At 76.0% G+C, this 18,575-nt stretch carries 13 protein-coding genes and 2 tRNA genes; 7 read left to right on the top strand and 8 right to left on the bottom strand.

Annotation, left to right across the window (positions count from 1 at the left end; all coding sequences use genetic code 11):
* Positions 1-82: 82 nt before the first annotated feature.
* On the top strand, positions 83-631 hold the full coding sequence (locus tag AC3WUG_RS12350) for a M48 metallopeptidase family protein (protein WP_218706849.1): 549 nt from the start codon (positions 83-85) through the stop codon (positions 629-631).
* Positions 632-653: 22 nt separating this feature from the next.
* Here AC3WUG_RS12350 and AC3WUG_RS12345 read toward each other — a convergent pair whose 3' ends face one another.
* Positions 654-2,117 (bottom strand): zinc-dependent metalloprotease, encoded by a 1,464-nt coding sequence (locus tag AC3WUG_RS12345; RefSeq protein ID WP_492327922.1) that lies wholly within the window; start codon positions 2,115-2,117, stop codon positions 654-656.
* 126 nt (positions 2,118-2,243) lie between these two features.
* Between AC3WUG_RS12345 and AC3WUG_RS12340 the strand changes: the two genes are divergently transcribed.
* A complete protein-coding gene (locus AC3WUG_RS12340) occupies positions 2,244-3,458 on the top strand; it encodes a YlbL family protein (RefSeq protein ID WP_492327921.1) in 1,215 nt (404 codons plus the stop codon).
* A 15-nt stretch (positions 3,459-3,473) separates the two neighbouring features.
* Here the strand turns inward: AC3WUG_RS12340 and AC3WUG_RS12335 are convergent, their stop codons facing one another.
* The gene (locus AC3WUG_RS12335) at positions 3,474-4,046 is read right to left on the bottom strand and encodes a PPA1309 family protein (protein ID WP_492327920.1); all 573 of its coding nucleotides are present in this window, start codon (positions 4,044-4,046) and stop codon (positions 3,474-3,476) included.
* Between the two features lie 264 nt (positions 4,047-4,310).
* On the opposite strand from AC3WUG_RS12335, the gene AC3WUG_RS12330 reads away from it, so the two are divergent.
* From AC3WUG_RS12330 to AC3WUG_RS12320, 3 genes are all read left to right on the top strand, one after another.
* Positions 4,311-7,247: a UPF0182 family membrane protein gene (locus tag AC3WUG_RS12330; protein WP_492327924.1), complete on the top strand. Its 2,937-nt coding sequence runs from the start codon at positions 4,311-4,313 to the stop codon at positions 7,245-7,247.
* 98 nt (positions 7,248-7,345) lie between these two features.
* A tRNA-Met gene (locus AC3WUG_RS12325) sits at positions 7,346-7,419 on the top strand.
* 192 nt (positions 7,420-7,611) lie between these two features.
* A tRNA-Met gene (locus tag AC3WUG_RS12320) sits at positions 7,612-7,688 on the top strand.
* A gap of 46 nt (positions 7,689-7,734) precedes the next feature.
* On the opposite strand, the gene gap is transcribed toward AC3WUG_RS12320, so the two are convergent.
* The 4 genes from gap to AC3WUG_RS12300 all read right to left on the bottom strand — a co-directional run bounded on the left by gap (position 7,735) and on the right by AC3WUG_RS12300 (position 12,660).
* Positions 7,735-8,739, bottom strand: a complete 1,005-nt coding sequence (gene gap, locus AC3WUG_RS12315) for a type I glyceraldehyde-3-phosphate dehydrogenase (protein ID WP_492327919.1) — start codon at positions 8,737-8,739, stop codon at positions 7,735-7,737.
* Between the two features lie 127 nt (positions 8,740-8,866).
* Entirely contained in the window at positions 8,867-9,823 is a 957-nt protein-coding gene (locus AC3WUG_RS12310) for a GlxA family transcriptional regulator (RefSeq protein ID WP_492327918.1), read from the bottom strand.
* Positions 9,824-9,860: 37 nt separating this feature from the next.
* Complete coding sequence (locus AC3WUG_RS12305; RefSeq protein ID WP_492327917.1) at positions 9,861-10,955, bottom strand: epoxide hydrolase family protein; 1,095 nt, start codon at positions 10,953-10,955, stop codon at positions 9,861-9,863.
* Between the two features lie 139 nt (positions 10,956-11,094).
* Complete coding sequence (locus AC3WUG_RS12300; protein WP_492327916.1) at positions 11,095-12,660, bottom strand: methyl-accepting chemotaxis protein; 1,566 nt, start codon at positions 12,658-12,660, stop codon at positions 11,095-11,097.
* A gap of 285 nt (positions 12,661-12,945) precedes the next feature.
* On the opposite strand from AC3WUG_RS12300, the gene AC3WUG_RS12295 reads away from it, so the two are divergent.
* Together AC3WUG_RS12295 and ligD are read left to right on the top strand one after the other, a co-directional pair.
* Complete coding sequence (locus AC3WUG_RS12295) at positions 12,946-14,523, top strand: CYTH and CHAD domain-containing protein (protein WP_492327915.1); 1,578 nt, start codon at positions 12,946-12,948, stop codon at positions 14,521-14,523.
* Positions 14,524-14,590: 67 nt separating this feature from the next.
* Complete coding sequence (gene ligD / locus AC3WUG_RS12290) at positions 14,591-16,243, top strand: non-homologous end-joining DNA ligase (RefSeq protein WP_492327914.1); 1,653 nt, start codon at positions 14,591-14,593, stop codon at positions 16,241-16,243.
* 192 nt (positions 16,244-16,435) lie between these two features.
* On the opposite strand, the gene AC3WUG_RS12285 is transcribed toward ligD, so the two are convergent.
* Together AC3WUG_RS12285 and AC3WUG_RS12280 are read right to left on the bottom strand one after the other, a co-directional pair.
* Positions 16,436-16,705, bottom strand: a complete 270-nt coding sequence (locus AC3WUG_RS12285; protein ID WP_158374346.1) for a hypothetical protein — start codon at positions 16,703-16,705, stop codon at positions 16,436-16,438.
* A gap of 150 nt (positions 16,706-16,855) precedes the next feature.
* Positions 16,856-18,403, bottom strand: a complete 1,548-nt coding sequence (locus AC3WUG_RS12280; RefSeq protein WP_492327923.1) for an ATP-dependent DNA ligase — start codon at positions 18,401-18,403, stop codon at positions 16,856-16,858.
* Positions 18,404-18,575 lie beyond the last annotated feature (172 nt).

Here is an 18,575-nt window from a genome sequence, read left to right as displayed (position 1 = left end):
CGCCCACGCCGCGAGCGGGCCCGCCGCGACCCCCGCGCCCGACGGCGCCGCCGACGGCGACCCCCGGCTCGGCCCGGTCGAGGTGCGCCGCTCCCGCCGCCGGTCCCGCACCGTCACCGCCTACCGCGAGGGCGGCCGGACGATCGTCGCCATCCCCGCCCGGTTCACCCGGGCGCAGGAGCGCGAGTGGGTGCGCCGGATGCTCGACCGGCTCGCCACCCAGGAGCAGCGCCGACGCCCGTCCGACGACCAGCTGGTGCGCCGCGCCGCCGAGCTCAGCCAGCGCTACCTGGGCGGCCGCGCCGTCCCGTCGAGCGTGCGGTGGTCGGGCAACCAGGGCCGGCGCTGGGGCTCGTGCAGCGTGGGGGACGGCAGCATCCGGCTGTCCGACCGGCTGCGCGGCATGCCCCCGTGGGTCACCGACTACGTGCTGCTGCACGAGCTCGCCCACCTGCTGCACGCCGGCCACGGCCCGGAGTTCTGGGCCGAGCTCGAGGCGTACCCGCGCACCGAGCGGGCGCGCGGGTTCCTCGAGGGCTACTCCTTCGCGGAGCGCGCGCCGGGGGAGGGCGGCGACGCCGGGGAGGCACCCGGCGCCGAGGAGGACGTGGCCGACCCCGAGGCGGACTGACCGCCCCGGGGTCCGGACCGGCTCAGCGGGCCGGCTGGTCGCCGCCGGGGGGCGTCCCGGGCTCGCCGTCCGCCGGACCGCCCGCGGCACCGTCGTCGCCGGGGCCCTCGCCGAGGATCTCCGCCAGCGCCCGGTCCAGGTCCGCGTGCTCGCCCTCGGCCGCGGCCCGCCGCCCGGCGTACCCGGCCGGGTCGTCGAGGTCCTCGGCCGTCGGCAGCAGGTCGGGGTGGTCCCACACGGCGTCGCGCGCCTCCGGCCCCTGCTCGCGGGCGATGCGCGCCCACAGCGCGGCGGCGTCCCGCGACCGGCGCGGCCGCAGCTCGAGGCCGACCAGCGTCGCGAACGTCTGCTCGGCGGGGCCCCCGGCGGCGCGGCGGCGGCGGATCATCTCGCGCAGGGCGACGGCGTGCGGCAGGTGGGGGAGCGCCGCCGTGGCGACGACCTCGTCCACCCAGCCCTCGACGAGCGCCAGCGCGGTCTCCAGCCGGGCGAGCACGGCCTGCTGCTCGGGCGTGGTCTGCGGGGCGAACACCCCGGAGGACAGCGCGCCCTGCAGCGCGGCCGGGTCCGTCGGGTCGATGGCCCGGACCGACTCCTCGAGGCTCTCGACGTCGATGGTGATGCCGCGGGCGTAGGCGTCGACGGCGGCGAGCAGGTGGCCGCGCAGCCAGGTGACGTGCGTGAACAGCCGGGCGTGCGCCGCCTCGCGGAGCGCCAGGAACAGCCGCACCTCCTCGAGGGGGATCTCCAGGCCGTCGGCGAACGCGGCGACGTTGCCCGGCACCAGCGCGGTCGCGGGCTCGGCGACGAGCGGCAGTCCCGCGTCGGTCAGACCGAACACCTCGCGGGACAGCGAGCCGGCCGCCTGGCCGACCTGCATGCCGAACACGAGCGCGCCGAGCTGGCGCATCATCGCGGCGGGGTCGAGGCCGCCGGCGCCGAACCCCGCCGGGAGCTCCATGCCCTCGGGCAGCTGGTCGGCGAGGGTCGCGGCCAGGGCCGTCGACATCGACGTCGCGACCGGCTCGGTCAGCGTGCGCCAGGTCGGCAGGGTCTGCTCGACCCACTCGGAGCGGGACAGGGCGCGCACGTGCCCGCCGGCCGGCGGCAGGTCGGTGGCCGCGTCCAGCCACAGCTCCGCGACACCCAGCGCCTCGGTCGCCTGGCGCTGCTCGGCCGGGCTGAGGGTCGGGTCGCCGCCGGTGACCGCCTGCTGCCGGGCCATGTCGTGGGCGACGTCCCAGTTCACGGGGCCGTCGCCGCTCGACGACAGCATCCGCTGGACCTGGGCGATCACCTGGTTCATCAGCATCGGGTCGTCGGGCAGGCCGGACGCGCGGGCCATCTCCGCGGGGTCGAGGCCCTGCTCGCGCATCTGGCGCAGCGCCTCGTCCGCGCCCGGGCCGAACATCTGGCGCAGCATCTGCTCCCAGGCGGCGCCGTCGGAGGGCTCGCCGGGCTGGCGCGCGGTGGGGTCGTCGGTCATCTCGGTGCTCCCGGGCTCGTCGTGGTGCCACCGTAACCACACCCCCGCGCACCGGGACCAGGTCGTCACCCCCGGTTCGCTGAGGGCGCACGCGACCCTCACGGGTCCGTGCGGCATGATCGTCCGGTGCACGCCCAGCCCGGAACCCCCTCGGACCCCGACGCGTCGGCCGCGGGCCGGACCGACCCGCTCGACGGCGCCGCCGGCAGCCCGCCCCTCGGCGACGCCGCGGCGGACGCGCCCGAGGACCTCCGCGAGCCCGCCCCGCCGGTGACCCGGCGCGCGGCGCTGCTCTCCGGCGGCGTCCTGCTCACGGCGGTGCTGCTGGTCGTGCTGCTGCTGATGCCGGTCCCGTACGCGGTCAACTCGCCCGGACCGACGCTCGACACCCTCGGGGAGCACGACGGCCAGGCGCTCATCACGGTCGACGGCGCCGAGACCTACGACTCCACCGGGCAGCTGCGGCTCACCACCGTCTCCACCACCGGCGGCCCGGGCTACCCGTCCAGCGTGCTCGGCGTGCTGCAGGGCTGGCTGAGCCCGTCGCGGCGGGTGCTGCCGGTCGAGTCGGTGTTCCCGCAGGACGCGACCCAGGAGCAGCTGGACGAGCAGAACGAGGCGCAGATGGTGTCCTCGCAGGAGAACGCGACCGTCGCGGCGCTCGAGGAGCTCGGGTACACCGTCCCGGTCACGCTCACCGTGCACGACGCGGTCGAGGGCTCGGGCGCGGAGGGCGTGGTCGAGGAGGGCGACGTGCTCCTGTCCTACGACGGGACGGCCCTCACCTCGTACGGCCAGCTCATCGACCTGCTGGACGGCACCGACCCCGGGACGACGGTCACGCTCGGCGTGCAGCGCGACGGGTCGGAGGTCGACCTCGAGGTCGTCACGGGCGCCCGCGAGGACGGCTCCGGCAGCCAGCTCGGCGTGTACATCGACCCGACGTTCGACCCGCCGGTGGACGTGTCCATCCGGATCGACCAGATCGGCGGCTCCAGCGCCGGCACGATGTTCGCGCTCGGGATCATCGACAAGCTCACCCCCGACGACGAGGCGAACGGCCAGGTCATCGCCGGCACCGGCACCATGGACCTCAACGGCGCCGTCGGCCCGATCGGCGGCATCCGGCAGAAGATGGCCGGCTCGCTCCGGGACGGCGCCGAGTGGTTCCTCGCGCCCGCCGGCAACTGCGACGAGGTCGTCGGGCACGTCCCGGACGGGCTGACGGTCGTGAAGATCGCGACGCTGCACGAGGCGCGCGAGGCCGTCGAGGCGATCGGCGCCGGGGAGGCCGGCGACCTGCCGACCTGCACGGCGGCGGACGCGGCCGACGCGGGCTGAGCCCCCCGGGGGGACTCAGGCGAACGTCGCCCGCAGACCCTCGACCAGCCCGGGCACCACGTCCTCGCCCTGGCCCACGGCGTCGTCCCGGTCCTCGGACCGCTGCCGCACGGCGCACCAGGACGGGCCGCCCCGCAGCACCCCGACCGCGAGCCGCACGTCCTGCCGCTGCGGGTGCGCGAGCAGCGCGGCTAGCGCGGCGTCGGGGTCCTCCGGCAGGCCCTCCTCGGCCTCCGGCGGCAGCACGATCCGCTCGACCGTGAGCGCCGCGCCGTCGACGCCCTCGGGCCAGGCGATCGCGCCGAGCAGGCCCTCCAGGTCGTCGCTCGCGGGCAGGCCCTCCTGCTCCACCGAGGTGAGGTGGTCGGGGTCGGCGGCCGCGGCGGCCAGCACGTCGGGCGGCAGCTGCGACGCGAGCGCCGGCTCGGCGTCGAGGGCCGCCTGCGTCCGGACCAGGGCGAACACCCGCACGGGGCCGTCCCAGCCGCCGGTGGCGACGTGCCGCTCGATCTCGACGACCGCGGCCGCGAGGGCGCGCTGGGCGGGGGTGCTGGCGTGGGTCTCGGGCGTCTGCGTCACGGGTGCCATCCTCGCACCCGCGCCAGGTGGGGCGGCCGGGCACCCGGCGCGGGTGCGCGGGGTGCGGGCTGTGGGAACCTGGGGCCCACCTGGCGCGTTGTGCGAGCGTGTGCGTCGGGTGCAGCCCGGTGCGTGCACGCGTGACCCGTACCCGACGACGAGGACCTCAAGGCCGTGACCTTCGCCAACCCGTCCGCCCGACAGCCCCGGGGGCCACGACCGCCCCGGCCACCGAGAGGCGCCGCCGGCCGCCGCCGGCCGAGCCCCCTCGCGATCACCGTCGTGGTGCTCGCCCTGGTCGTCGTGGCCGTGCTGCTGCTCGCCCAGTTCTGGACCGAGGTCCTGTGGTTCGACCAGCTGGGCTTCTCCCAGGTCCTGTGGACCCAGTGGCTGACCCGCGGGGCGCTGTTCCTCGCCGGCCTGCTGGTCATGGGCGGGGCCGTGTTCGCCAGCCTCGCGATCGGCTACCGCACCCGGCCCGTCTACGCACCCTCCAACCAGGAGCAGGCGAGCCTCGACGCCTACCGCGAGGCCGTCGAGCCGCTGCGCCGCGTCGTGCTCGTCGCGGGCCCCGCCGTGCTCGGCCTGTTCGCCGGCATCGCGGCCTCCCAGCAGTGGAGCTCGATCCAGCTCTGGATGAACAGCACCGAGGTCGGCCGCGAGGACCCGCAGTGGGGCCTCGACCTGTCGTTCTACATGTTCCAGCTGCCCGGCATGCGGTTCATCGTCAGCTTCCTGATGGCCGTCACGGTGCTGTCCGGCATCGCCGCCGTCGCGACGCACTACCTGTACGGCGGGTTCCGGGTCGGCGGCTCCGCCGGCACCCCGCGCATGACGCGCGCTGCCCGGGTGCACCTGTCCGTGATCGCCGCCGTCCTCATGGTGCTGATCGCGGCCAACTACTTCCTCGACCGCTACTCGATCCTGACGCAGGAGGGCGACCGGTTCGCCGGCGCCTCGTACACCGACGTCAACGCCGTCATCCCGTCCAAGAGCATCCTCGCGGGCGTGGCGCTGCTGGTCGCCGTCATGTTCGTCGTGACGGCGGTGCGCGGCACCTGGCGGCTGCCGGCCATCGGCGTCGGCCTGATGATCGTCAGCGCCGTCGCCATCGGCGGCATCTACCCGGCGGTCGTCCAGCGGTTCCAGGTGAACCCGAACCAGCAGGACGCGGAGTCGGAGTTCATCCAGCGCAACATCGACGCCACCCTGGCCGCCTACGGCCTCGAGGACGTGGAGACCAGCGACTACAACGCGAGCGTCACGGCCGAGCCGGGCGCGCTGCGCGAGGACGCGGAGACCACCGCGTCGATCCGCCTGCTCGACCCGCAGGTGGTGTCGGACTCGTTCCGCCAGCTCGAGCAGATCCGCGGGTTCTACTCCTTCCCCGACACCCTGTCGGTCGACCGGTACGACGTGGCCGACGAGAGCCGCGACACCGTGATCGCCGTCCGCGAGCTCGACCTGGACGGCCTGGACGCCCAGCGCCGGAACTGGACGAACGACGCGACCGTCTACACCCACGGGTTCGGCGTCGTCGCGGCGTACGGCAACACCACCACGTCGAGCGGCGCGCCCGAGTTCTGGGAGGGCGGCATCCCGTCGTCCGGCGAGATGGGCGAGTACGAGCCGCGGATCTACTTCGGCCAGAGCTCGCCGAACTACTCGATCGTCGGCGCCCCCGAGGGCTCCGAGTGGGAGCTCGACTACCCGGACGACGAGTCGGGCGGCGCGGTGAACACCTCGTTCCCGACCGACGAGGTCTCGGCCGGCCCGGAGATCGGGACGTTCTGGAGCAAGCTGCTCTACTCGATCAAGTTCGGCTCCGAGCAGATCCTGTTCTCCGACCGCGTGACCTCCGAGTCGCAGATCCTCTACGACCGCGACCCGGTCGACCGCGTCCAGAAGGTCGCGCCGTACCTCACGCTCGACGGCCGGGTGTACCCCGCGGTCGTCGACGGGCGGGTCAAGTGGATCGTCGACGGGTACACGACGTCGAACCAGTACCCGTACGCCGCGGCGCAGTCCCTCGAGGACGCCACCGTGGACTCGCTCACCGAGACGTCGACCACCATCGCGGCCCTGCAGCCCGAGAAGGTCAACTACATCCGCAACTCGGTGAAGGCCACGGTCGACGCCTACGACGGCAGCGTCACGCTGTACGCCTGGGACGCCTCCGACCCGGTCCTGCAGGCCTGGAGCAACGTCTTCGACACCTCGCTCGAGCCGGTGTCCGAGATCAGCTCCGAGCTGATGAGCCACATCCGGTACCCCGAGGACCTGTTCAAGGTGCAGCGCACCCTGCTCGGCACCTACCACGTGACCGACCCGGGCCAGTTCTTCTCGGGCAACGACGCGTGGCGCACGCCGAACGACCCGACGGCCTCCGGCCAGAGCGTCGCGCAGCCGCCGTACTACCTGACGCTGGAGATGCCGACGCAGGACGCGGCCACGTTCTCGCTGATGTCCACGTACGTGCCCGCGGGCGGCAACGCCCGTGACGTGCTCACGGGGTACATCGCCGTGGACGCCGAGGCCGGGTCGGCCGAGGGCGAGCCGGCGGAGGGCTACGGCAAGATCCGGCTGCTGGAGCTGCCACGCGACTCCACCGTCCCCGGGCCGAACCAGATGAACAACAACTTCTCGTCCAACCCGGACGTGTCGAACGAGCTGAACATCCTGGCGCGGGGCGACTCCCAGGTCATCCGCGGCAACCTGCTCACGCTGCCCGTCGGCGGCGGCCTGCTCTACGTGCAGCCTGTGTACGTCCAGGCGGCGAGCGGCACCCAGTTCCCGCTGCTGCAGCGCGTGCTGGTGTCGTTCGGCGACCAGATCGGGTTCGCGAGCACCCTCGACGAGGCGCTGGACCAGGTGTTCGGCGGCGACGACGGCACGTCCGCGGGCGACGCCGGCAACGAGATCACGCCGCCCGACACGGGCGGGGACACCGGGGGCGACACGGGCACGGGCGACGGCACCGCCACGCCCGCGCCGACCCCGGCCCCGACGGGTGACGCGGGCGCCGGCGCGGCCGACGCCCAGACCCGGCTGACGCAGGCGATCGACCGGGCCACCCAGGCGTACCAGGACGGTCAGGCCGCGCTGGCGGACGGCGACTTCGCCGCCTACGGCGAGGCGCAGTCCCGGCTGCAGGCGGCCCTGGAGGACGCCGCGGCGGCCGACGCGGAGCTGGGCGGCTCGGGCGGCTGACCCCGGGACGCGCGCACGGCGGCGGGCCCGGTGTGACCGAGGGCACGGGGGCTGGATTTGGACTGGCCGTCACCCTGGCGTAACGTAGTGATCACCGACGCGGGGTGGAGCAGCTCGGTAGCTCGCTGGGCTCATAACCCAGAGGTCGCAGGTTCAAATCCTGCCCCCGCTACACAGTGCCGATGCAGATCGGTCGCGAAGGCCCGGACCACACGGTCCGGGCCTTCGTCGTTCTCCGGGCGAGCAGCCGCCGTGGGCGGGGTGGCGCGGGCCGCGTGCTGGTGCTGGGGCGCGCGGCCCGGACGGGGTCCCGGCGCCCCGAATAGGTCCCGGCGCCGGACTCGCGTAGGGTGGGCGACACCGACGCGGGGTGGAGCAGCTCGGTAGCTCGCTGGGCTCATAACCCAGAGGTCGCAGGTTCAAATCCTGTCCCCGCTACCACGGACGAAGGCCCGGACCACGTGGTCCGGGCCTTCGTCGTCCCGCCTCAGCCCTGCGAGCGCCCGATGAGCTCGAGGGTGTCGACCACGCGGTTCGAGAAGCCCCACTCGTTGTCGTACCAGGCCACGACCTTCACGTGCCTGCCGTCGACCCGCGTCAGGTGCGAGTCGAAGACCGACGACGCCGGGTTCCCGACGATGTCGGACGAGACGAGGAAGTCCTCGGAGTACTCGAGCACCCCGGCGAGCGGTCCGGCCGCCGCGGCGCGGTACGCGGCCAGCACGTCCTCGCGGGTGACGTCGCGGGTGACGGTCGCGTTGAGCTCGACGAGCGAGCCCACCGGGACGGGCACGCGGATGGAGTCGCCGGACAGCCGCCCGTCCAGCTGCGGCAGCACGAGCCCGATCGCCTTGGCGGCGCCCGTGGTCGTCGGGACGATGTTGACCGCGGCCGCCCGCGCGCGCCGGGGGTCCCGGTGCGGGCCGTCCTGCAGGTTCTGCTCCTGCGTGTAGGCGTGCACGGTCGTCATGAACGCGTGCTCGATCCCGGCCAGCTCGTCGAGGACGAGGGCCAGCGGGGCGAGGGCGTTGGTCGTGCACGAGGCGTTCGAGATCACGGTGTGCGCGGCCGGGTCGTAGGCGTCGGTGTTCACGCCGTACGCGATCGTGACGTCCGCCCCGTCGGACGGCGCGCCGACGAGCACGGCGCGCGCGCCGGCGTCGAGGTGGCCGCGGGCGGCGGCGGCGCTCGCGAACCGCCCGGTCGACTCCAGCACGACGTCGACCCCGAGCTCCGCCCACGGCAGCCGGGCCGGCTCGCGCTCGCCCAGGACCGCGATGCGCCGACCGTCGACGACGAGGTGGTCGCCGTCGACGGACACGGGGCGGCCGAGCCGGCCCGCGGTGGAGTCGAAGGCGAGCAGGCGGGCGAGGGCGGCCGGCTCGGCGAGGTCGTTGACGGCGACGACCTCGAGGTCGTTGCCGCGCTCGAGGAGCGCGCGCAGGACGTTGCGGCCGATGCGTCCGAAGCCGTTGATGGCGACGCGGGTCATGGAGATCCTCCCGGTGGTGTCCGTGGGTGACGCCACCAGCCTCGGCGTGCCGGCGCCGCGCCGACAGCGGCGTGGGCGCCATGGTCCGCACGGATCTCGCCAGCGTCACGTCGCGGGTCGCGCCGGGCTACTCGCCCCGCGCGAACGTCCGCCGGTACTCGCTCGGCGTCGTCCCCAGCACCCGCTGGAAGTGCCGCCGAAGGTTCGCCCCCGTCCCCAGCCCGACGTCCACGGCCACCTGCTCGACGGACCGCTGCGAGCGCTCCAGCAGCTCGCGGGCCACGTCCACCCGGGCGCGCAGCACCCACTCCATCGGCGTGTACCCGGAGTCCTCGACGAACCGGCGCGAGAACGTGCGCGGCGACACCGCCGCGTGCCGGGCCAGCGCCTCCAGGGTCAGCGGCTCCCCGAGCCGGTGCAGCGCCCACTCCCGGGTCGCGGCGAACCGCTCGCCGAGCGGCTCCGGGACGCTCCGCGGCACGTACTGCGCCTGGCCGCCGGAGCGGTACGGCGCGGCGACGAGGCGGCGCGCGGCGTGGTTCGACGGGGCGACGCCGAGGTCGCGCCGGATGAGGTGCAGGCACAGGTCGATCCCGGAGGCGGCGCCGGCGGAGGTGAGCACCTGGCCCTCGTCGACGAACAGCACGTTCTCGTCGACGGTGACGCGCGGGTACCGGGCGGCGAACGCGCGGGTGTAGTGCCAGTGCGTCGTGGCCCGGCGGCCGTCGAGCAGCCCGGTGGCGGCCAGCGCGAACGCGCCCGTGGAGATCGCCGCGAGGTCGGCGCCCCGCGCGTGGGCGGCGAGGAGCGCGGCGACGACGGCCGGCGGCGGGTCCTCCTGGTCGGGGTGCCGGTAGCCGGGGATGAACACGACGTCGGCCCAGGCCAGCGCGTCGAGCCCGTCGGCGACGTGGTACGACAGACCGTCGCCGCCCCGGACCAGACCGGGCGCGGGGCCGCAGACGCGGACCTCGTACGGCATGCTCGGCCGGTTCGTGAAGACCTGGGCCGGGATGCCGACGTCGAGCGGCTTGGCGCCCTCGAGCACGAGCACGGCGACGCGGCGGAGGCGGGTGGCGGCCACGGCGCCAGCGTAGGGCGCGCCCGGGTCCCGCCCGGCGTCAGTCCCGACGGCGCAGCTCGACCGCGCGGCGCACCCCCCACAGGTAGTCGGCCGGTCGCTCCCAGGCGGCGAAGTGCCCGCCGCGGGCGTGCTCGCGCCAGTCCGCGACCGTGAAGAACCGCTCGGCGAACCGGCGCGGGGCGTTGACGAGGTCGTGGGCGAACACCGTGAACACGGTGGGCGCCTCGATGCGGGGCCAGTCCTTGGCGCCGCCGGCGGCGTACGGGGCGAAGGACGTCCCGATCGAGCCGGTGAACCAGTACGCGCCGACCCAGGTCAGCGCCTCGTCCGGCGTGAACGCCCGGGCCAGGTCGCCGTCGGAGTCCGTCCAGGCCACCAGCTTCTCGACGATCCACGCCGCCAGGCCCGCGGGGGAGTCGCCGAGCGCCGCCGCGAGCGTGCCGGGCCGGGTGGCCTGCTGGTGCATGTAGCCGCCCTGCTCCGCCTGCCACCGGTGCCCGTACGCGACGTAGGCCCGCTCCTCCTCGCTCAGGTCCCCGGGCAGGTCGACGAGGAAGTGGTACTGCGAGACGTCGGTGAGGTGCAGCGCGGTGACGGCCTCGGGGTGCCGGGCGGCGAGCGCCTCGGCGACGTCGCACCCCACGTCGCCCGCCGACACGACGTAGCGGTCGAACCCGAGCTCGCGCAGGGCCCCGGCGACGGCGTCGGCCATCGCGACGGCGGAGAGCCCACCCCCGTCGACCGGGGCCGCGAACGGGAACCCGGGCAGCGCCGGGACGACCACCGTCAGGTCCGCCAGCGCGGGGAGCACCCGCTCGAAGCGCAGCACCGAGTCGGGCCAGCCGTGCAGCAGGACCACGACCGGGGCGTCGGGTGCCCCACGGCGGACGATCGCCCGCACCGGGACCGCCGCCTCTTCGGTCTCGTACCAGGGCTGGGCGGCGATGCGCTCCTCCTGGGCGCGCCAGTCGAACCCGGTGCGCCAGTGCGCGAGGAGGCCGGCGAGCACGTCGGGGTCGACCCCGGTCGGCCGGTCCAGGGCGGGAGCCGGCACGGTGCGGGTCCGGGCCAGCCGGTCGGTCAGGTCGTCGAGCGCGTCCGGGGTGACCCGGACGAAGGCGTGCTCGCGCATGCGCGTCCCCTCGTCGGTCGTCGTGCGGTCCAGCGTGCGGTCACGTCTCAACCTGGCACCAGGGTCCGACACGCCACCACCCGGCGGTCACCCGGCGAGCGCCGGCGGCCCCGGCCCGGCCGCCGGGCGCCCCGCACGGTCAGACCGTGAAGCGCCCGACCACGTCCTTCAGCCCGGCGGACATCCGGGCCAGCGACGCGACCGCCTGCCGGGACTCGGACACCCCCCGCGTGGTCGTGCCCGCCGCCTCCGCCACCCCGGAGATGGTCGAGGCGATCTCCGACGACCCCGTCGCGGCCTCGGACACGCTGCGGTTCATCTCCGCGGTGGTCGACGTCTGCTGCTCGACGGCGCTGGAGATCGTCATCTGGTAGTCGTTGATCCGGGCGATGATCGCGCTGATCTCGTCGATCGCGGCCACGGCCCCGTCGGCGTCGCCCTGGATCGAGTCGACTCGGCGCGCGATCTCGTCCGTCGCCCTGGCCGTCTCCTGCGCCAGCTCCTTCACCTCGCCGGCGACCACCGCGAACCCCTTGCCCGCCTCGCCCGCGCGGGCGGCCTCGATGGTGGCGTTGAGCGCCAGCAGGTTCGTCTGCTCGGCGATCGAGGTGATGAGCTTGACGACGTTGCCGATCTCCTTGCTGGACTCGCCCAGCCGGCCCATCGTGGCCGTGGTGTCGCCGACGGTGGCGACGGCGCGGTTCGCGACCTCCGCGGCCAGGGTGGCGTTGCGGGCGATCTCCTGGATGGACGCCCCCATCTCCTCCGACCCCGCGGCGACGGTCTGGACGTTCCGGGACACCTGCTCGGCGGCGGCGGACACCACCCCGGCCTGGGCCGACGTCTCCTCGGCGGCGGCGGCGATCTGGCCGGTCGTCGACGACATCTGCTCCGCCGCCGACGCGAGGGAGCCCGACGAGGTGTCGATGGTGCCGATGATGTCGCGCAGGTTCGCCACGGCGGAGTCGAGCGCCGCGCCCATCGCCCCGACCTCGTCCCGCGAGGTGAGGCCGGCGCGGACCGTCAGGTCACCGTGCTCGATGCCCTCGGCGACCCTGCGGACCCGGGCGAGGCCGCGGACGATCGACCGGGCGACCAGCATCCCGACGCCGACGGCGAGCGCCGTCCCCAGCACCAGCAGGACGATCACCTGCGTGCGGTTCGACTCGAAGCCGCGCTGCGCCGCCCGGGCCGCCGCGGCGGCGTCCTCCTCCTCGCCGGACACGAGCTGCGCCATGCTGCTGCCCATCGTGTCGATGATGTCCTGCGCCTCGCCGTCACGGATCGCCGTGTACAGCTCGTCGTCGCCGGCGCGGCTGGCCGGCAGCATCTTCTCGTCGCGGAGCCTCGCGTAGCCGTCGAGGGCGGTGACGAAGTCGGACAGCTCGGCGCGGGCGTCCTCGTCGAGGTCGAGCTCCTGGTAGGCAGCGACGGCGTCGCGCACCTCGGCCTCCGCCGCGGCGATCTGCTGCTCCGCGGCGTCCTTGTCGGCGGGGCCGTCGGCGATCATGTGGTTGGCGAGGGCGAACCGCATCTCCACCGTGGCCCGCCGGATGGCGGCGGCGTTCTGCAGCCCGATGACGTTCTCGCGGTACAGGGACGCGGTCGCGTCGTTCGTGCGGGCGAGCGCCGCGATGCCCGTGACGCCGACGAGCGCACCGACCAGCGATGCGAGCAGGACGGCGGTGAGGATGCGGGTGCTCACGCCACGGTCGCGGATCCACGACCTGGCGGTGGTGCGGCGTGCGGGTGTGGTGCTCATGTCGGCGCCTTCGTCTTCGTGCGTCGGGCGGTACTGCCCCCTGGAGCCCGTCCGATCGGCGCCGGAGCGGGCGCGGAGAGGGGCCGGAGGTCCCGGGTGGGGAGCACCGCCCCGGCGATCCGCGGCCGGGCGCCGGCGGTTCACCCGGACGGCCGACCCCGGACGGGCGACCCCGGAGGCACGGGCCCGCGGTCGCCCGCGCGAGCCGTCCGGGATACAACGGGTGCCATGGCCGACGTGCACCGCGAGATCGAGCGCAAGTACGCCACCGGCCCGGACGTCGAGCTCCCGGCGCTGACCGAGCTCCTGGCCGGGGCCGCGGGGCTGCCCGACGGCGGGACCCCCGTCGCCACGAGCGACGAGGCCGTCGAGCTCGTCGCGACCTACTTCGACACCGCCGACCTCCGGCTGGCCGCGGCCGGGCTGACGCTGCGCCGTCGCACGGGCGGCGACGACGCGGGCTGGCACCTCAAGGTCCCGGCGGGGCCGGACGAGCGGTCCGAGGTCCGGCTGCCGCCCGGACGGGCCGTGCGCACCGTGCCGGCGTCGCTGCGCGCGTTCGTGCACGCGGCCACGCTCGGCGCGACCCTCCGGCCGGTCGCGGAGGTGCGGACGTCCCGCGCCGTGCACCGGTTGGCGGACGCGACGGGCCGGGTGCTGCTGGAGCTGGTCGACGACCGGGTGACGGCGCGCCGGGTCCGGCCGTCGGGGTCGACCGGGGACGTCGTGAGCGCGCCCGAGGAGTGGCGCGAGGTCGAGGTCGAGCTGGTCGAGGGCGCGGGCGGCCTGCTGGACGCCGTCGAGGAGCGGCTCGCCGCCCTGGGCGTGCACCCGGCGGAGCAGCGCTCCAAGCTGGAGCGGGTGCTCGGGCCGGCCGAGGAGCACGTGAGCACCCGTCGCCGGCCGACGCCGAAGTCCCCCGCCGGGGACGTGGTGGTCGGCTACGTGGCCGACCAGGTCGACCGGTTGCGGGAGCAGGACCCGCGCGTCCGGCTCGGCGCCGCGGACGCGGTGCACCAGATGCGCGTGGCCGCCCGGCGGGTGCGCAACGCGCTGCGGACGTTCCGCCCGCTGTTCGAGCCCGGCGTCGTGCGGCCGCTGCGCGACGAGCTCGGCTGGCTGGCGGACGTGCTCGGCCGGGCCCGGGACGCGGAGGTGCTGCGCGAGCGGGTGCGGTCCGCGGTCGGGGGCCCGGGGGCGGAGGAGGCCGTCGGGTCGGGGACGCACGCGGCCGCGGCGGCCGCGGACGCGGAGCTCGGCCGGGCGGCGCGGGACGCGCTCGACGCGCTGCTCGGCGAGCTCGACGGGGACCGGTACCGGCGGCTGCTGCGCGACCTCGCGGCGTTCGTGGCCGAGCCGCGGTACTCCGACGAGGGGCGGCGGCGGGCCCGGCGGGTGCTGCCCGCCCAGGTCGCCCGGCGGGACCGGACGGTGCGGCGCCGGCTGCGGCGCGCGCGCCGGGTGCCCGAGGGGCGGCGCCGCGACGACGCGCTGCACGACGCCCGCAAGGCCGCGAAGGCCGCCCGGTACGCGGGGGAGTCGGTCGCGGGCGTGCTCGGGAAGGACGCCGCCCGGTATGCGCGCCGGATGGAGGACCTGCAGGAGGTGCTCGGCGAGCACCACGACTCGGTGGTCGCGCGGGCGCGGCTCCGGGAGCTCGCCCGGCACGCGCCGAGCACCGAGGTGGCGTTCCTGCACGGCCGGCTGCACGCCCTGGAGGAGGCGCGCGGCCGGGAGACCGAGCGCGCGGCGCGCGGCGTCGCCCGCGCGGCGGGCAAGGCCCGGCTGCGCCGCTGGCTCGGCTGACGCGCGCGCGGCGCCCGTCTCCGCCACGCTGGTCCCGGGCGTCCGAGCCGGGGAAGGGGTGGTCAGCGTGCCGGAGCGGCGGCGCCGCGCGACGGCGGCGGGGAAGGGCACGGCCCCGGCGCGCGGGCTGGAGACCTACCGGTCGATGCGGGACTTCGACCGCACCGCGGAGCCCGCGGGGGGCGGGACGCCGGCGGCGGGCGACCCGGGGGCGCCGCGGAGGTTCGTCGTGCAGCGGCACCGCGCCCGGCGGCTGCACTACGACGTGCGGTTCGAGGTCGACGGGGTGCTGGTGTCCTGGGCGGTGCCGCGCGGCCCGACCCTCGACCCGGACGTGCGCCGGATGGCCGTGCACGTCGAGGACCACCCGCTGGAGTACGAGGACTTCGAGGGCGTGATCCCGGCCGGTGAGTACGGCGGCGGCGACGTGATCGTGTGGGACCGCGGCACCTGGGAGCCGCACGGCACCGACGACCCGGCGGCGACGATCGCGGCGGGCGAGCTGCACGCCGACGTCCACGGCGAGAAGCTGCGCGGCCGGCTGGTGCTGGTGCGGCGCGGCGAGCCGGGCGCGGACGGCAAGGAGCAGTGGATCCTGGTGCACAAGCACGACGAGCACGCCGAGAAGGGCTGGGACGCGGAGGACCACCCGCGGTCCGTGCTGAGCGGCCGGACCAACGACGAGGTCAAGGCCGACCCCGACCGGCTGTGGCGGTCCGACCGCCCCGCCGCCGAGGCGTCCGTCGACCTGCGGGCGCCGCAGGCCGGGCCGCCGACCGACGACGAGCTCGCCGCGCTCGACGACCTCGGCCCGGACGGCGGGACCTGGGAGGTGCACGGCCGCCGGCTCAAGGTGACGAACCTCGACAAGGTGCTGTTCCCGGCGCGCGACGGCGAGGAGCCGGTGACCAAGCGCGAGCTGCTCCGGTACGCCGCGCGGGTCGCGCCCGTGGTGCTGCCGTACCTGCACGGCCGCGCGCTGAACATGCACCGGTTCCCGCAGGGCGCCGGCACCGCGGGGTTCTGGCACAAGGAGCTGCCGACGCACGCGCCCGACTGGCTGCCGCGCTGGGACAACCCGGAGGCCGACTCCGGCGACAGCCGCACGTACCTCGTCGTCGACGAGCCGGCGGCGCTGATCTGGGCGGCGAACTTCGGGGCGCTGGAGTGGCACGCCTGGACGTCCCGCACCGACGCGCCCCGGAGCCCGACGTACGCGCTGGTCGACCTCGACCCCGGGCCGTCGACCGCGTGGGAGGACGTGCTGCTGCTCGCCCGGTTGCACCGGGACGCGTTCGAGCACCTGGGCGTGCGCGCCGTGCCGAAGGTGACCGGGCAGCGCGGCATCCAGATCTGGATCCCGATCGCGACCGGCCCGTCGTTCGACGACACCCGCGCGTGGGTCGAACGGGTCTCGCGGACCGTCGGCGCGGTCGTGCCCGACCTGGTGAGCTGGAAGTGGGAGGTCAAGGCGCGCGGCGGTCAGGCGCGGCTCGACTACACGCAGAACGCCATCAACAAGACGCTGGTGGCGCCGTACAGCCCGCGGGCGCGCGCCGGGGCGCCGGTGTCCGCACCGATCACCTGGGACGAGCTCGACGAGCCGTGGCTGCGGCCGGACGCGTTCACGATCCGCACGGTGCTCGACCGGGTGGCGGAGCGGGGGGACCCGTTCCGGGTGCTGCTCGGGCCGGGGCAGGTGCTGCCGCGGCTGGCGTGAGCGCGGCGCGCCCGGGCGAGGGTGCGGCGGGCTTCGGGCTGCCGGGCGCGCGGGTGCCGGGGCGACGAGGTCGGCGGAACGCGACGAGGTCGTCACCAGGCGACGAGGTCGTCACTCGTGAGTGACGACCTCGTGCGGAGGTGACGACCTCGGCGCCCGGGGCCGGGGCCGGGGCGGGCCCGGCGGGCCGGGTCAGTGGCGGCGGCGGGCCGCCGCGAGGGCCGCGAGCGGGCGGCGGTGCCGCGGCCGGCGTCCGGGGTCGTCGCCCCGGGCGGCCTGCGAGCGCCGGTGCTCGAGCCGGTGCTCGAGCTCGCGCTCCTGCTGGCGGTACACGACGAGGAACAGGTCGGGGTGCACGGGGTCCTCCTGCACGGTCTGGGTGGCGGGTCGCGCCACCGGCTGGGTCGCCGCGGGGGAGGCGGTCGCGTCCTCGCGGCCCGTGGACCGAGGGTGGTGGTCCACGGGTCCATCCTCTCGCGCGCGAATCACGACGAGGCCGCTGACCTGGGGGTGGATCACCCGTCCGCGCGCCACGACGGCCCGGGGCGAGCGGGTGCGGAAGGGACCTGGGTCCCGGTTCCCGGGTGAGGTCGGGCCCGACCCGCGCCGGCGTCAGCCCGCGGCACCCGCCGGTGCCGCCAGCGCCCGCACCGTGTCGATCGTGTCCGCCTCCGCCGCGGGCTTGTCGTCGCGGTACCGCAGCACCCGCGCGAACCGGAGCGCCAGCCCGCCGGCGTACCGGGTGGACCGCTGCACGCCGTCGAACGCGATCTCCACCACCTGCTCGGGCCGCAGCGTCACGGTCCAGCCGTCGTCGGCCACCTCGAGCTCCCGGAACCGCGCGGTCTGCCAGGCGAGCATCTCGTCCGTCATGCCCTTGAACGTCTTGCCGAGCATGACGAACCCGCCGTCCCGGTCCCGGGCGCCGAGGTGGATGTTGGACAGGGAGCCGACCCGGCGGCCGGAGCCGCGCTCGACGGCGAGCACCACCAGGTCGAGGGTGTGCCGCGGCTTGACCTTGACCCAGGCGCCGCCGCGCCGGCCGGCCTCGTAGGGCGCGGCGGCGTCCTTGACGATGACGCCCTCCTGACCGGCGGCGACCCAGCCGGCGAACGCCTCCTGCGCCACGTCGGGGTCGGCGGTGACGACCCGCTCGACGGCGTGGTCCGGGGCGATGGCGTCGAGCACGGCCAGCCGGTCGGTCAGCGGCGCGTCGAGCAGGTCGACGCCGTCGCGGTGCAGGACGTCGAAGAAGAACGGGTGCAGCGCCGTGGTCGCGGCGAGCTCGGCGTCCCGGGTGGCGCTGCGGGCGGCGGTCTCCTGGAACGGGCGCGGCCGGCCGTCGGGCCCGAGCGCGAGCGCCTCGCCGTCCAGGACGACCGAGCGCACGGGCAGCGCCCGTGCGGCCTCCACGACCTCGGGCACCCGGGCGGTGATGTCGTCGAGGCTGCGGGTGTAGACCCGCACGTCGTCGCCGTCGCGGTGCACCTGGATCCGGATGCCGTCGAGCTTGGCGTCGACGACCACGGCCCGGCCGTCGAAGCCGGCGACCGCCGCGGGGACGTCGGGCGCGGAGGCGGCGAGCATCGGCCGCACCGGGCGGCCGACCGCCAGGCCGAACGCGTCCAGGGCGGCCCGCGCCGCCTCGGGGGTGGCCGCCGCGAGCGCCGCCTCGGCGACCGGTTCGCTCGCCCCCGCCAGCATCGCGGCCCGCCGGACCGCCGCGACCGGCACGCCGGCGGCCTCGGCGACGGCGTCCAGCAGCAGCGCGTCCAGGGCGCCCTGCCGCACCTCGCCCGAGACGAGCCCGGCGAGGAACCGCTGCTCGTCGGCGGTGGCGGCGCCGAACAGCTCCGCCGCGAGCGCCGACCGCGCGCCCGCGGACCCCGGGCCGGACAGACCGGCCATCCGCTCGAACGTCGCGTCCACGGCGAGGACGTCCAGCGACGGCTCGGCCGCGGGCGGCGGCAGGTCGCGCAGGGAGCGCCAGCCCAGGCCGGTGCGGCGCTGCCGGAGCTCGCCCGCGAGGTAGCGAGCGACGACGGGCACCTCGTCCGGGCCGGTGCGGCGGAGCAGGTCCACGAGCAGCGCCCGCTTGGCGAGGCGCGAGCGGGTCGCGGCCAGGCCCGCGCTGGTGGCGGCGACGTCGGCGAGCAGCACGTCCGTCATCCTGCCTCCGACCACCGACACGCGCCCGCGGGCGACGGGTGCGGCACCCCAGCCCAGCCCTGCACCGGCCGGGCGGCGACCCCTCCCGATTCTCGCGAACCACACGCCCGAATCCGGTGGCGTCGCGAGAATCGGGTGGGGATGGGAACGGTGGCCGAGCCCG

Source organism: Cellulomonas sp. EB106-03-03-XG116, assembly GCF_058792015.1.
This window is presented reverse-complemented; position numbering and strand designations above follow the sequence as displayed.

Bases quoted from the DNA above. Each gene is read 5' to 3' on its own strand.
- AC3WUG_RS12345 (WP_492327922.1), bottom strand. From the start codon at position 2,117: ATGACCGACGACCCCACCGCGCGCCAGCCCGGCGAGCCCTCCGACGGC.
- AC3WUG_RS12335 (WP_492327920.1), bottom strand. From the start codon at position 4,046: ATGGCACCCGTGACGCAGACGCCCGAGACCCACGCCAGCACCCCCGCC.
- gap (WP_492327919.1), bottom strand. From the start codon at position 8,739: ATGACCCGCGTCGCCATCAACGGCTTCGGACGCATCGGCCGCAACGTC.
- AC3WUG_RS12305 (WP_492327917.1), bottom strand. From the start codon at position 10,955: ATGCGCGAGCACGCCTTCGTCCGGGTCACCCCGGACGCGCTCGACGAC.
- AC3WUG_RS12295 (WP_492327915.1), top strand. From the start codon at position 12,946: ATGGCCGACGTGCACCGCGAGATCGAGCGCAAGTACGCCACCGGCCCG.